11 protein-coding genes are annotated in these 14019 nt (G+C 49.3%); 4 read left to right on the top strand and 7 right to left on the bottom strand.

All coding sequences use genetic code 11. From position 1 onward, the window contains the following. Positions 1–89 precede the first annotated feature (89 nt). Positions 90–1646, top strand: coding sequence for an ABC-F family ATP-binding cassette domain-containing protein (locus GNE05_RS04135; protein WP_012117051.1), 1557 nt, complete (start codon positions 90–92; stop codon positions 1644–1646). Between the two features lie 42 nt (positions 1647–1688). Here the strand turns inward: GNE05_RS04135 and GNE05_RS04130 are convergent, their stop codons facing one another. The 3 genes from GNE05_RS04130 to GNE05_RS04120 form a co-directional block, all read right to left on the bottom strand. Next, on the bottom strand, positions 1689–2873 hold the full coding sequence (locus GNE05_RS04130) for an MFS transporter (protein WP_007408959.1): 1185 nt from the start codon (positions 2871–2873) through the stop codon (positions 1689–1691). 63 nt (positions 2874–2936) lie between these two features. After that, the gene (locus tag GNE05_RS04125; RefSeq protein ID WP_003155658.1) at positions 2937–3359 is read right to left on the bottom strand and encodes a MerR family transcriptional regulator; all 423 of its coding nucleotides are present in this window, start codon (positions 3357–3359) and stop codon (positions 2937–2939) included. A 192-nt stretch (positions 3360–3551) separates the two neighbouring features. Next, complete coding sequence (locus GNE05_RS04120) at positions 3552–5441, bottom strand: ABC-F family ATP-binding cassette domain-containing protein (protein ID WP_062623266.1); 1890 nt, start codon at positions 5439–5441, stop codon at positions 3552–3554. Positions 5442–5599: 158 nt separating this feature from the next. On the opposite strand from GNE05_RS04120, the gene GNE05_RS04115 reads away from it, so the two are divergent. After that, positions 5600–6667: a glycosyltransferase gene (locus GNE05_RS04115; RefSeq protein WP_160182474.1), complete on the top strand. Its 1068-nt coding sequence runs from the start codon at positions 5600–5602 to the stop codon at positions 6665–6667. A 46-nt stretch (positions 6668–6713) separates the two neighbouring features. Here the strand turns inward: GNE05_RS04115 and GNE05_RS04110 are convergent, their stop codons facing one another. The 3 genes from GNE05_RS04110 to GNE05_RS04100 form a co-directional block, all read right to left on the bottom strand. After that, positions 6714–7613 carry an SDR family oxidoreductase gene (locus GNE05_RS04110; RefSeq protein WP_160182473.1) on the bottom strand — a complete coding sequence of 300 codons (900 nt, stop codon included), beginning with the start codon at positions 7611–7613 and terminating at the stop codon, positions 6714–6716. Between the two features lie 128 nt (positions 7614–7741). Beyond that, the gene (locus GNE05_RS21500; RefSeq protein WP_369719111.1) at positions 7742–8146 is read right to left on the bottom strand and encodes a methyl-accepting chemotaxis protein; all 405 of its coding nucleotides are present in this window, start codon (positions 8144–8146) and stop codon (positions 7742–7744) included. A 465-nt stretch (positions 8147–8611) separates the two neighbouring features. After that, the gene (locus GNE05_RS04100; RefSeq protein ID WP_033574964.1) at positions 8612–10069 is read right to left on the bottom strand and encodes a benzaldehyde dehydrogenase; all 1458 of its coding nucleotides are present in this window, start codon (positions 10067–10069) and stop codon (positions 8612–8614) included. Between the two features lie 244 nt (positions 10070–10313). Between GNE05_RS04100 and GNE05_RS04095 the strand changes: the two genes are divergently transcribed. Both GNE05_RS04095 and GNE05_RS04090 read left to right on the top strand, forming a co-directional pair. Next, positions 10314–11699 carry a branched-chain amino acid transporter BcaP gene (locus GNE05_RS04095; protein WP_160182472.1) on the top strand — a complete coding sequence of 462 codons (1386 nt, stop codon included), beginning with the start codon at positions 10314–10316 and terminating at the stop codon, positions 11697–11699. A 117-nt stretch (positions 11700–11816) separates the two neighbouring features. Next, complete coding sequence (locus tag GNE05_RS04090; RefSeq protein ID WP_160182471.1) at positions 11817–13046, top strand: MFS transporter; 1230 nt, start codon at positions 11817–11819, stop codon at positions 13044–13046. A gap of 29 nt (positions 13047–13075) precedes the next feature. Here GNE05_RS04090 and GNE05_RS04085 read toward each other — a convergent pair whose 3' ends face one another. Continuing rightward, entirely contained in the window at positions 13076–14014 is a 939-nt protein-coding gene (locus GNE05_RS04085; protein ID WP_007408951.1) for a putative nucleotide-diphospho-sugar transferase, read from the bottom strand. Positions 14015–14019 lie beyond the last annotated feature (5 nt).

Below are 14019 nucleotides of genomic sequence, written 5' to 3'. Positions count from 1 at the left end.
CTTTTAACAAACGGTCTCCTCCTTTATAATCATAAATGAGAAAGACACATGATAAAAAAAGCGTGTCTGATAACGATAGAGGTGTAATGATGAGTATTTTATCCGTAAAAGATTTAAGCCACGGCTTTGGTGACCGTGCGCTTTTTAACAATGTATCGTTCCGTCTTTTAAAAGGGGAACACGTCGGCTTAATCGGAGCAAACGGCGAAGGTAAATCAACGTTTATGAATATTATTACCGGAAAACTTGAGCCTGATGAGGGTAAGGTTGAATGGGCGAAAAACGTGCGCGTCGGCTACCTCGATCAGCATACCGTGCTTGAAAAAGGAAAAACGATCCGCGACGTGCTGAAAGATGCGTTCCATTACTTATTTGCAATGGAAGAGGAAATGAATGAGATTTACAACAAAATGGGCGAAGCGGACCCTGATGAGCTTGAGCAGCTGCTTGAAGATGTCGGTGTCATTCAGGACGCCCTGACTAATAATGATTTCTATGTGATTGACAGCAAAGTTGAAGAAATCGCCCGCGGCCTCGGCCTGCAGGATGTCGGACTTGACCGCGACGTTACTGATTTAAGCGGCGGACAGCGGACGAAAGTGCTGCTCGCCAAACTGCTTTTGGAAAAACCGGAAATCCTTCTGTTGGACGAACCGACCAACTACCTTGATGAGCAGCATATTGAATGGCTGAAACGCTATTTGCAGGAATATGAAAATGCGTTCATCTTAATTTCTCACGACATTCCGTTTTTAAACAGCGTGATCAATTTGATTTATCATGTGGAAAACCAGGAGCTGACGCGTTATGTCGGTGACTACCATCAGTTTATGGAAGTATACGAAGTGAAAAAACAGCAGCTCGAAGCCGCCTATAAAAAACAGCAGCAGGAAGTGGCTGAGCTGAAAGATTTCGTCGCCCGCAACAAAGCGCGGGTCAGCACGAGAAATATGGCGATGTCCCGCCAGAAAAAGCTTGATAAGATGGATATGATCGAACTGGCGGCCGAAAAACCGAAACCGGAATTCCATTTCAAGCCTGCGAGAACGTCAGGCAAGCTCATTTTTGAAACGAAGGACTTAGTCATCGGCTACGATACTCCGCTGTCACGCCCGCTCAATCTCAGAATGGAGCGCGGACAGAAAGTCGCCCTGTACGGCGCAAACGGCATCGGGAAGACGACGCTGTTAAAGAGCCTGCTCGGTGAAATCCAGCCGCTGGAAGGCACGGTGGAACGGGGCGAGCATCAATACACGGGCTATTTCGAGCAGGAAGTGAAAGAAACCAATAACAATACGTGCATCGAAGAAGTGTGGAGCGAATTTCCTTCCTTTACCCAGTATGAAATCCGCGCCGCCCTCGCCAAATGCGGCCTGACGACCAAACACATTGAAAGCCGCGTCTCCGTTCTCAGCGGAGGAGAAAAAGCGAAGGTCAGACTGTGCAAGCTGATCAATTCAGAAACAAACCTGCTCGTGCTTGACGAACCGACAAACCACCTGGATGTCGATGCGAAAGAAGAGCTGAAACGCGCGCTGAAAGAATACAAAGGCTCCATTCTGCTGATTTCCCACGAACCCGAATTCTACATGGATATTGCGACGGAAACATGGAATTGTGAATCTTGGACGACGAAAGTGCTGTAAACACAAAAAGGAACTCCCGCCTGTGCGGAAGTTCCTTTTTTTCTAATGTCCGGCTTTTATTCCGGCGAGATGTTTGCGTCCCATGAGAAGGACAAGCATGCCGACAAAAACGACGATCCCGCCTACTGTATATGGAGTGCTTGCGGTGAAGTGTTCTGACAGCATTCCCGCAATCCACGGAGCGAGCGCACCGCCGATAAAACGGACTGAGCTGTAGGCTGAAGACGCGATTGAACGTTCAACCGGCGCAGAACCCATCACAGCGGTTGTCATGATCGTATTCACCATACCGAGAACAGCACCGGCGACAACGATACACGTAATGATCAACGTCTGATGGTCAGTCCAGATCCCCATGACGATGAGAATGACCGCAAAGGCGATAAAGAGAACGACGAGCGAACCCACTGTTCCCAGCGCTTTGTGCACGAGCGGCGCCGTAAAGACTGACGTAATTGCAAGCAATAAACCCCATCCGAAGAAGACATATCCAAGGCCGTGTTCATCTAAATCCAGCACGAACGGAGAATAAGCAAGCAAAATAAAAAATCCAAAGTTGTATAAGAATGCAGATACTGCCATTGTCAAAAGGCCTTTATATTTGAGCGCCTTCATCGCATCAAACACACCGACGCGTTTCGCCGGTTTCGGCAGCTTCGGCAGCATGAGTGAAATCGCGCAAAGCGCTATGAACATGAGGACAGACACTCCGAAGAACGGAGCGCGCCATGAGATGCTGCCAAGCTCTCCGCCGGCAAGCGGCCCGACGGAAATCCCCAAGCCGAGTGCAGCCTCATACAGAATAATGGCTTTGGCGCTGCCGCCGACTGATACCCCGACAATGACGGCAAGCGCGGTTGAAATAAAGAGAGCATTCCCAAGCCCCCAGCCGCCGCGGTAGCCGACAAGCTGAGCGATTGAACTTGAGCTTCCGCCGAGGGCGGCAAACACGATGATGAAAATAAGTCCGAGAAGCAGCGTCCATTTCGCGCCGATCCGGCTGGAAATCGCGCCGGAGAAAAACATCATAAAACCGGTAACGAGTAAATAACTTGTAAATAACAGAGATACTTCACTAGGTGAAGCATGTAATTGTGCGGCAATCGCCGGAAGAATCGGATCGACAAGACCGATTCCCATAAAGGAAATAACACAGGCAAACGCAACCGCCCAAACGGCTTTCGGCTGGCTGAATAAGCCTGTTTTCTGTTGTGATGATGTATCCATTTGACCAGACCTCCTGTTTCATCCATTAAAAGAAACGCTATATCCATAGCGTTTACAGCAAAATCATTCGATTGATTGAATGGCGCGGTCAGCTTTTTCTTTCATTCCGTTAAGGCGCGTTTTAAAATGCTGAAATGTGCTGATCTTCTCATCAATCATCTCAAGCTGGTGGTTCAAAGCGTGCTGAATCTCTTCCAGCTTTTCTTTCCGTTCCTTCGGATCCAGTGACAACAAGTACCCCTCTTTGTTTAATTCCAGCTGACGGCTCATCTCCATAAACTGCTGAAGCTCCTGAAGGGAAAAACCGAGCACTTCTTTTGTGCTGGTGACTTTTTCGAGCTCCTCCATATCATCTTCAGAGTAAAGCCGGACGCCGCCTTCTGTCCGTTTAGGAGCAGGAATCAAACCAATCTCCTCGTAAAAACGAATGGTTCGTTTTGTCAATCCGCTTCGCTTGGCAACTTGATCAATCTTCATCCATTCCAAGGTGAATCCCCCTCTTGTCGTATCTGTTTCTATTATACACCATTTGAACCTTAACGTAAACGTTAACTTTTTATGCCTGATAAAACTTTGCTTGGACAAAACGTTTGTCTTTAAAGCGCCGGGAGACATCTGTGTAAGATAAAAAAAGCCGGTATGACCCGCCATCTTTCTCGGGGGCCGTACCGGCTTTTCTTAATTCTCAAGTTCTTCAATCATCAGTGACAATTCGGTCCAGCGCTCCATCGCCGCTTCAAGCTCTTCAGCCGTTTTTGCCTGTTCGGCCATCAGTTCTTGAATCTTTCCGAAATCACTTCCCGCTTCAGCGATTTCCGCTTCCAGACGCTGATGCTTTTCTTCAAGGCCGGCGATTTTGTCTTCGATGCCGTCCCATTCGATCTGATCCTTATATGAAAGCTTTTTGCGCTTTTTCTTCGGCTCTTCCTCCGCCTTTTTCTCTTCGGCCGGCTGTTTTACCGCCGTCTTCTTCGCTTTTGCGTATTCCATGTATTCACTGTACGAACCTTGGAAACGGGAAATGACGCCTTGTCCTTCAAATACGATCAGGCGGTCAATGACGCGGTCAAGGAAATAGCGGTCATGGGATACGGTGATGACGACGCCCGGGAACTGTTCGATATAATCTTCGAGCACGCTTAATGTTTCCGTGTCCAGATCATTGGTCGGCTCATCTAAAAACAGCACATTCGGTTCCTGCATCAGTACATTCAGCAAGTACAGACGGCGCTTTTCCCCGCCCGACAGCTTTCTGATATACGTCTGCTGCATCGGACGCGGGAACAGAAAACGCTCAAGCATTTGTTCCGCGGTGATGACATCGCCTTCCGCCGTTTTGACGATTTCAGCCGTCTCTTTTATATATTCAATGACTTTCATATCACCGTTCATTTCGCTGTGGTCCTGGGTGTAGTAGCCGATCCGGACCGTCTGCCCGATGGTGATATTGCCGCTGTCAGGCTGAATTCTGCCGGCGAGGCTGTTTAAAAGTGTCGTTTTCCCGATTCCGTTCGGCCCGATGATGCCGATTCGTTCCCCCGGGATGACAAGCTCATTAAACCGGCTGATCAGCGCTTGGCCGTTATAGGTAATGGTGACGTTATCGGCTTCGATCACCTGTTTTCCGAGACGGTGGGAGCCGATCGCGAAATCGAGTGATCCGGAGACTGCCGGCCCTTTTTGCTCTTTGAGCGCCTCCGCTCTGTCCACTCTCGCTTTTTGTTTCGTCGAGCGTGCTTTCGCCCCTCTTCTGAGCCACGCCAATTCGCGGCGCAGGAGGTTTTGACGTTTTGTTTCTTTCTGCTCCGCCAGCGCTTCCCGTTCGGCCCGTTTTTCCAGGAATACTTCATAGTTTCCTTTATACGTATAAAGGCTGCCTCTCTCAAGCTCGTAAATTCTGTTCGTCACCCTGTTCAGAAAATATCTGTCGTGCGTGACAAGCATAACGGCGCCCGGATATTGCGATAAGTAGCCTTCCAGCCATTCAATCGTTTCATTGTCCAAGTGGTTTGTCGGTTCATCCAAAATGAGCAGGTCAGCCGGCTGGATGACGTTTTTCGCAATCGCGACGCGCTTTCTCTGGCCGCCGGACAGCTCACTGACATCCTTCATCAGATCGGTGACGCCAAGTTTGGTTAAAACCGTTTTGGCTAACGTATTCGCCTCCCACGCATCATTCGCGTCCATTCGGGCCTGCGCATCAAGCAGCTGTTTCTGGCGCTGGTCATTTTCCGGTTCTTCATTCAGCGCCTGAAGCGCTTTTTCGTATTCTCTCATCGTTCTCATGACGGCTGATCCGCCGGAATAAATATGCTCAAGTACGGTTTGTCCGGCCGGAAGATCAGGGTCCTGATGCAAAAACTCAATATGCACGTTTCCTGAAGCCGTAATCTCGCCTTCCTCCGTTGATTCAAGGCCGGCAATGGTTTTCAGAAGCGTAGACTTCCCCGTTCCGTTCGGGCCGATTAAACCGATTCTTTCATTCTCTTCAATATGAAAGGAGATATGGTCGAATAATGTCTTATCTCCGTATGTTTTATAAAGGTTTTCCGCTTTTATGATGCTCATGGTTCCTATCAATCCTCACGTAAGTTCATGTGTTCATTTTAAATCAGGCGCTGGAATAAAACTAGTAAAAGGACAGACAAATTTCTTGGAAGAGATCATTTTGTCCGAAGAATGTTTCCGCCTCTCCTTTTATACACTGGAGGGGAAGAGGTGATGACATGATCAGCGTCAGTTTGTGCGTTATCGTGAAAAATGAAGAGGAAGTGCTTGCGGGCTGTCTTGATTCCGTCAAAGACATTGCGGATGAAATTGTGATTGCTGATACGGGCTCGACCGACCGGACGAAAGAAATCGCGGCCCGTTATACGGATAAGATTTATGATTTTGAATGGATCGATCACTTTGCGGCCGCCCGTAACTTTGTGTTTTCGAAAGCGGAAATGGATTATATTCTGTGGCTGGACGCCGACGATATATTGACGGAAAAGGACCGTGAAAAGCTGATTGAACTGAAGGCGTCGCTTTCAAAAGAGGTGGACGCGGTATCCATGTATTATCACGTCGGCTTTGATGCTCGGGGAGAGGTCAGCTTCAGATACCGCCGCAACCGTCTCGTCAAGCGTGAAAAAGGATTCCGCTGGATCGGAGCCGTGCATGAGTATCTTGAAGTCTACGGAAACATCATAGAAACCGATATTGCCGTCACACACCGGAAATCCGAGAAAAAGCAATCGCCTCCCTCAGACCGCAACTTGAAGATTTATGAGAAAATGGCGGAAAACAGTGAAACGATGACACCGCGCGATTTGTTTTACTTCGCGAATGAATTAAAGGATCACGGCCAGTATCAGCGCGCTATCACGTATTATCACCATTTTCTTTCCACAAAACAGTGCTGGATCGAAGACGAGATCAGAACGTGCCAATATCTATCCGATTGCTACAGGGCGGTCGGCCATGAAGAGGCCGCCATGACGTCTCTCTTAAAATCATTTCTGATCGATTGTCCGCGGCCGGAGTTCTGCTGCAGGCTCGGCGACTATTTTGCGGAGAAACGGCAATACCGGCAGGGCGTGTTTTGGTATGAGCTCGCCCTATCCGCCAAAAGCAGTGATGCAGGCTTTACCCAGCTCGAATATTCCACCTGGTACCCCCATCTGCAGCTCTGCGTCTGCCACTGGCAGCTCGGCGACAGAGAAAAAGCGAAGATTCATAACGACAAAGCCGCCTCCTATCATCCGTCACATCCAAGTGTCCTGTATAATCAAAACGTGCTCGGCACATAACATCGAAAAAAGAGCTGCCCCCGTATGCAGGGCAGCTCCTTTTTGATTACGCTGTCGGAATTCCTCCGCTGACACTGTAAATTTGGGATGTCACATAGCTCGATTCTTCTGAGGCCAAAAAGACATAAATCCCTGCCAGCTCCGCCGGCTGTCCGGCACGCTTTAATGGAACGGCCGGTGTTTCCTTGCCGAATTTCGGAATGTTTTCACCGGGCTGTCCTCCTGAAATCTGCAGCGGTGTCCAGATCGGCCCCGGCGCTACCGAGTTGACTCTGATTCCTTTATTCGCCAGCTGCTTTCCTAGGCCGACGGTAAAACCGATAATGGCATGTTTCGTCGCGGCATAATCCAACAGCATCGGGCTTGGATTATACCCTTCTACGGACGTTGTCGTGATAATAGACGCGCCTTCCGGCAGATACGGAAGCGCGGCTTTGACGAGCCAATACAGTGAGAATACGTTGACTTCAAATGTTTGATAGATTTGTTCTGTAGTAAGATCGCTGATATCATCCACTGCCTGCTGTTTGCCGGCAACAAGAGCGAGCGTGTCAAGACCGCCAAGCTCTTGATACGCTTTTTCCGCCAATTCTCCGCAAAACGCTTCATCGCTTAAATCTCCCGGCAGCAGAACGGCTTTTCTTCCCTCTTTTTCAATTAACGCTTTCACTTCTTCTGCATCCGGCTGTTCCTCAGGCAGATAGTTAATGGCCACATCCGCCCCTTCCCGGGCATAAGCAATTGCGGCGGCCCGGCCGATACCTGAATCGCCGCCGGTGACGAGGGCTTTTCTTCCCTTCAGCTTGCCGGCTCCTTTATAGCTTGTTTCACCGCAATCCGGCACAGGCTTCATCTCTTTCTGCAAACCGGGCGGTTCTTGATATTGTTTTGGAAATTCATCATGATCATATTTCGTCAGCGGGTTGTGCAGATTTACATCAGACATACAAGACTCTCCTTTATCATTGGTGATGTATTCGTATGTGTACCCCTGAGCATGACGGATCAAACGTGTAAGTGCAGTTTCCGCTTGATAAAGGGAAAACAAAAAAGGAGCCCGTAAGCTCCCCTTTTTTATGATTCTCCGAGAACGTTTTCAGCCATTTTCGCTAAATGCTGGGCGCTTCCTGAAATCTCCTGCATCGTGGCAGAAATTTGTTCAACCGCCGCCGCTTGGCCGTCCGTGTTCTGGTTGATGGATTCAATTGAGTCCTCCAGCCCTTTCAGCAGGCTGTGGATTTTTTTCGTAATCTGGTCAATTTGGCCGACATTGTCTTTTGAATGAGTGGCAAGCTTGCGGATCTCATCCGCCACCACGGAAAAGCCCTTGCCGGATTCTCCTGCTCTCGCGGCTTCAATGGCCGCATTCAAACCGAGCAGATTGCTTTGATCCGAGATGCCCTTGACAGTAACGGAAATGTCGGCGATTTCTCCCGCGCTTTCACTGACTTGTTTCGCCTGAGCGGAAATTCCGGTCATCTGTGCTGAGAAACCGCTGATAGATTCTGAGATATCCGCGATCGCCGAAGCGGTCTGTTCCACGACGGCGGACAGGCTTTCAGCGACATCATGAAGCTTGGCTGATTTTTCAAGGCTCGTACCGAGACCGACGCCGCCGATGACTTTTCCGTTTTCATCATGAAGCGGAATCGCTCTGGCGATCAGCGGAAATCCGAACAGCTCTTTCGGCACCATGCTTGTCTTCTTCTGATTCATGCGGATCGCGTCTGTAATGATGTCCCCTTTTTGCAGCGGATCTCCCGGCTTTACATTAAGAGAAAACGTTTTAGCCGGAATATTCACGATTAATTTTTCTGTATCATAAATTCCGATGGTGATGTCATCTTGGATCAGGCTGTTTAAAAAAGGCGCAACTTTGACAAAAGCGTCAAGCAGGCTGTGCGTTTGCTGCTCCGTCTGTATACTCATTTCTTTCACTCCTTCTTAATATGGGAATTGACGTTTTTCATGCTGAACCGAAATCCATTTCAGCGTGGTGAATTCTTCAAGGCTCCATTCGCCGTTCAGCCTGCCGAGACCTGATTGTTTCTCGCCGCCGAACGCGACATTCGGTTCATCATTAATGGTCGTATCGTTGACGTGAATCATGCCGGTTTCGATCCGCTTAGCAAACTCAACGCCCCGCTCCACGTTTGCCGTATGCACGGCTCCGCTTAAACCGAACGGTGTCGCGTTTGCGATGCTTACCGCTTCATCCTCCGTTTCAAACGGCATGATGCAGACGGCCGGTCCGAACAGCTCCTCCTTCGCGATGCTCATCTCAGGTTTCACATCTTTTAAAATGACGGGCTCAGCGACCGTTCCGCTGAATCGGCCGGACAGCACCGGAACCGCTCCCTCTTCTATCGCTTTTTCGACAGACCGTCTCAGACCTTCCGCCTGTCTCTCATTGATTAAAGGACCGATAACCGTATCAGGATCCATCGGATCGCCGACTTTCAGCGATGACACTTTCGCTTCGTAAAGCTCTGTAAATTTGTCATATACAGATGTGTGAACGAGCACGCGGTTCGCCGACATACAGATCTGGCCTTGATGCGTAAACCGGCTGAATACGGCCGCATTGACGGCGTATTCAAGATCAGCATCCTCAAGCACGATCAGCGCGCTGTTTCCGCCAAGCTCCAACAGCGGTTTTTTAAAGTGTTTGACCGCAAGCTGTCCGATATAGCTGCCCACTCCGGTTGAACCTGTAAATGAGATTATCCGCGGCACGGGATGCTCAACAAAGCTGTCGCCGATCTCCCCGATATCCGTCACGATGACATTCAGCAGCCCGTCCGGTACGCCGGCCGCTTCAAAAATTTTCGCGATAAGCGTTCCGCCGCAGATCGGCGTTTCTTCATGAGGCTTCAGCACGACGCCGTTCCCCGCGCCGAGTGCCGGCGCAACAGATTTCATCGAAAGGAAAAACGGGAAATTAAACGGGCTGATCACCCCCACGACTCCGGCGGGTATTCTGTACAGCCTGTTTTCTTTTCCGTCAATCGTGGACGGGAGAATTTTCCCTTCCATCCGCACCGGAAATGTTGCGGCTTCTTTTATCATATTTTTGACAAGTCCGATTTCAAACTCAGCCTTCAGCCGTGTTCCGCCAAGCTCCTCCATGATTAAGTAAATAATCGCTTCTTCGTGCTCTTCAATGAAAGAAACGGCTTTTTCCAAAATGGCCCGCTTTTTAAAAGGGTTTACTTTGTCCCATTCTTGTTTCGCAAGAGCCGCGGCGCGATATGCCGCATCCACGTCATCAGGCGTCGCTTTTCGGAATGAGGTGATGACTTTTTGAGTATAAGGATTTCTGTTTTCCAATACGTTCCGGCTGCTCCCATCCCTCCATCGGCCGCCGATAAACTGCTTATTTAGTTCTTCATATTGAAACATGTAAACATCTCCCTTTCACCGAAACTTGAAATTAGTTGATGAGTCATCTTTTGTATCGGTCTTAAGGTGAGAAAATTGAACTATTTCACAATAAAATTCCCTTTCCTTCCGTGCATCGACGCTTTTTAGCTTTGTCCTTTTAAAGTGGAAAATTCTTTAATTGACTGCGGGAAATTTCGACAATATAATACAAACGTCAGTGTATATAATGATAAGAATATTATGAATTTTCAGGAGGACCCATATGTCTTTACTATTTCGGAAAAAGCCGCTGGCCGACTTAAAGGCCCAGAGCAAACAGACCAGCCTGTCCCGCTCGTTAAGCGCTTTTGACTTGGTTTTGCTCGGAATCGGCTGTGTTGTCGGCACGGGGATTTTTGTGATTACCGGGACTGTGGCCGCGACAGGTGCAGGACCGGCTTTGATTCTGTCGTTTGTGCTCGCGGGCCTTGCCTGCGCGCTCGCCGCGTTTTGTTATGCGGAATTTTCTTCATCCATTCCGATTTCAGGCAGCGTATATACGTATTCATATGTCACTCTCGGGGAGTGTCTCGCGTTTTTAATCGGATGGGACTTAATGCTTGAATATGTTATCGCGCTCGCCGCCGTCGCAACCGGCTGGTCATCCTATTTCCAGTCGCTTCTTGCAGGCTTCGGGCTGCATCTTCCGGAGGCGCTGACCGCCGCACCCGGCAGCAAAACGGGTGCCGTGTTCAACCTGCCGGCCGTTATCATTATTTTGGTCATTACCGCGATTGTTTCCAGGGGCGTGAAAGAAAGCACCCGCTTTAACAATGTCATTGTATTGATGAAAATTGCGATCATTCTGCTGTTTATCGTCGTCGGTTTCGGCTACGTGAAACCGGAAAACTGGTCGCCGTTTATGCCGTTCGGAATGAAAGGCGTCATCACGAGCGCCGCGACCGTTTTCTTCGCGTATCTCGGATTTGATGCCGTGTCAAACGCGTCGGAAGAAGTGAAAAACCCGCAGAAATCAATGCCGGTCGGAATCATCGGCGCGCTTGCCATCTGCACCGTCCTTTACATTACGGTATCGCTTGTCCTGACGGGAATGCTTTCGTACACCAAGCTGAATGTCGGAGACCCTGTATCTTTCGCGCTCCAATTTGTCGGCCAGAACAAAATAGCAGGCATTATTTCCGTCGGCGCGATTATCGGGATTACAACGGTCATGCTCGCTCTGCTTTACGCTCAGGTGCGCCTTACATTTGCGATGAGCAGAGACGGCCTTTTGCCCCGCATGTTTTCCAAGGTTCACCCGCGTTTTAAAACACCGTTTCAAAACACATGGGTGACGGGGATCGCTGCCGCCGGGATCGCGGGTTTTATTGATTTGGGAACCTTGGCGCATCTCGTCAACATGGGAACCTTGGCGGCCTTTACGGTCATTGCGATCGCCGTCATCGTTTTAAGAAAGAAACATCCGGAGATCAAATCTTCCTTCCGTGTTCCTTTCGTGCCTTTTGTGCCGATCATCAGCGCATGCTTATGCCTGTATCTCGCAAGCAGCCTGCCGGGCGTGACATGGCTCGCCTTTGTCATCTGGATCACCGCCGGGATCGTCGTTTATATGATGTATTCGAGAAAACACAGTTTGTTAAATAAATAAAAAGGGAGGCTCTTTTTTCTGTTTGAGAAAGAAGAGCCTTTTTTGCACTTGATAATTCATTCACCTTATGAATAATATGGTGTATGCTTCGTTTACATAAAAAGGAGGAGAATCACTTTGGCAATTGCCGCCCCGCTTAAAGAAAAACCTGTCCATCGTCCCGAGACAACCATGTATTCTATTTTGTTCATTATCGGGATCTGTCATCTGCTGAACGATTCACTGCAAGCGGTGATTCCGGCGATGTTTCCGATATTGGAACGTTCCATGAATCTTACATTTACGCAGCTCGGAATTATCGCCTTTACGCTGAATATGGTGTCTTCCGTGATGCAGCCCGTCATCGGCTGGTATACGGATAAACGCCCGATGCCGTATGCCTTGCCGCTCGGACTCACCGCAAGCATGCTCGGCATTTTAGGTCTCGCGTTCGCCCCGTCTTTTCTGACGATTTTATGCTGTGTCTTTTTTATCGGCCTTGGCTCCGCCGTCTTTCATCCTGAAGGATCGCGTGTCGCCTACATGGCCGCCGGCGAAAAGCGCGGCTTGGCGCAATCGATTTACCAAGTCGGAGGGAATACCGGCCAGGCGATGGCGCCCTTGATTACCGCGCTCATTCTCGTTCCGCTCGGTCAATTCGGCTCTGTCTGGTTTACGCTTGTCGCCGCAATCGCTGTTCTGTTTCTCATTTATATCGCCAAATGGTATAAAGGCCGCCTTATTCATTTGCGCGCCGCAAGTAAAAAATCACCGGCCTCCGCTGTGCAGACCATGATTACAAAACCGATTATTCTCGCCCTTATCATGATTATCTTCTTAATTTTCGCGCGCTCCTGGTATGTGAGCGCGATCGGCAACTTTTATACGTTCTATGCGATGAATGCCTATCATGTCAGCATTCAGCAGGCACAGAGCTACATCTTCGTCTTTTTATTTTTCGGAGCTGTCGGAACGTTTCTCGGCGGGCCGCTTGCAGACCGTTTCGGAAAGCGGAACGTCATCATCGTTTCGATGATAGCATCGGCTCCCTTGACGATTTTCCTTCCGTTTGCGGGACCTGTCATCGCCTATGGCGTACTGGCGCTGATCGGTGTTGTTCTGATGTCCAGCTTCTCCGTGACTGTTGTCTACGCGCAGGAGCTTGTTCCAGGCAAAATCGGAACGATGTCAGGGCTTACGGTCGGGCTCGCCTTCGGAATGGGCGCGATCGGAGCCGTTGCGCTCGGAGCTCTTATTGATTCAGCGGGATTGACGCCGACCATGACTGCCGTCGCCTTTCTGCCCGTTTTAGGTCTGCTCGCCTTTGTCCTGCCGAGCGACAAAACATTAAAAGAATGGCATTCATAAAAATAATCCCTGCCGAAAAGGCAGGGATTTTATGTTTCAACCGTATAAAAATGAGTGTCAGGAACCGCATATTTCGGAATAAACCCGTCTCTGAAATCAGGAAACGCTTTTTGAATTTCATCAATCCATTTTTTTACGTTTTTGATGTACGGCACGTAAATCATATTGACTGTCGCCTCGTCATCAATGTGATAGTACCAGCACAGATTGAATTCGTTCTCCGTGACGAGCGTAAAGCCTGAAAAATGATAAAAAATCAGCGGGGTGTCATTGACATATACAGCCCCGCCGCGCAGGCTGACGTCATATTGCTCAATATTCCACAGCGCCGCATTCGCGCCGATCGACTCCGTGACATGAACGTCTTCAAACTGCGCGGGCCACTTTTCAACATACCTTTGATCACCGTATGTCTTTTTTTCTTCATTCATCTCCACCGTACAATAGGAGATGCAATCCTGCCTCCACTGCCAGACCGCCCGATACGCTTCCCCGGTATTCCGCGCGCCGACAAACCCGGTGTTGTACTGCCCCGTCAGCTTGTAATAAGACGCAAACCGTTCTGAATTGCGGTGATCCGTCAGAAAAAGGGAAGCATCCGGCTTTTCCGCAAACAGCTCGCCCGCATCTGAGAAGAAAAAGAGATCGGTGTCCAAGTGGGCAAAATATTCGGCTTCATCATACTCCGTCATCACATGGAACAGAAATGCCGGCTTCAGCGTCCAGCAATATTCATGAAACGTCCGGCCGCCCTTTGCTTCAAGCAGCTCCGGGTCCTCCATTTCATGGAGCTGAACCGCCGTGATATGTTCCCACGGCACCTGCTGAAGCAGTTCGTACGCTTTCTGATCGACACACAGCACATACAGATGAAAATCCCGGCAATGCTCATGGAGAGAATGAATCATCGGCATCAGTTTAAAGATATGCGTTCTGGAAACAATGGTTGAAAAATGATATTTACTCACCATAT

It is taken from the genome of Bacillus sp. AM1(2019) (assembly GCF_009906915.1).
GTDB classification, from domain to species: Bacteria; Bacillota; Bacilli; order Bacillales; family Bacillaceae; genus Bacillus; species Bacillus velezensis.
This window is presented reverse-complemented; position numbering and strand designations above follow the sequence as displayed.

Excerpts from the sequence above, each read along its gene's own strand:
- GNE05_RS04135 (WP_012117051.1), top strand. The coding sequence starts at position 90 with ATGAGTATTTTATCCGTAAAAGATTTAAGCCACGGCTTTGGTGACCGT.
- GNE05_RS04130 (WP_007408959.1), bottom strand. The coding sequence starts at position 2,873 with ATGGATACATCATCACAACAGAAAACAGGCTTATTCAGCCAGCCGAAA.
- GNE05_RS04120 (WP_062623266.1), bottom strand. The coding sequence starts at position 5,441 with ATGAGCATCATAAAAGCGGAAAACCTTTATAAAACATACGGAGATAAG.
- GNE05_RS04115 (WP_160182474.1), top strand. The coding sequence starts at position 5,600 with ATGATCAGCGTCAGTTTGTGCGTTATCGTGAAAAATGAAGAGGAAGTG.
- GNE05_RS04110 (WP_160182473.1), bottom strand. The coding sequence starts at position 7,613 with ATGTCTGATGTAAATCTGCACAACCCGCTGACGAAATATGATCATGAT.
- GNE05_RS21500 (WP_369719111.1), bottom strand. The coding sequence starts at position 8,146 with ATGACCGGAATTTCCGCTCAGGCGAAACAAGTCAGTGAAAGCGCGGGA.
- GNE05_RS04100 (WP_033574964.1), bottom strand. The coding sequence starts at position 10,069 with ATGTTTCAATATGAAGAACTAAATAAGCAGTTTATCGGCGGCCGATGG.
- GNE05_RS04095 (WP_160182472.1), top strand. The coding sequence starts at position 10,314 with ATGTCTTTACTATTTCGGAAAAAGCCGCTGGCCGACTTAAAGGCCCAG.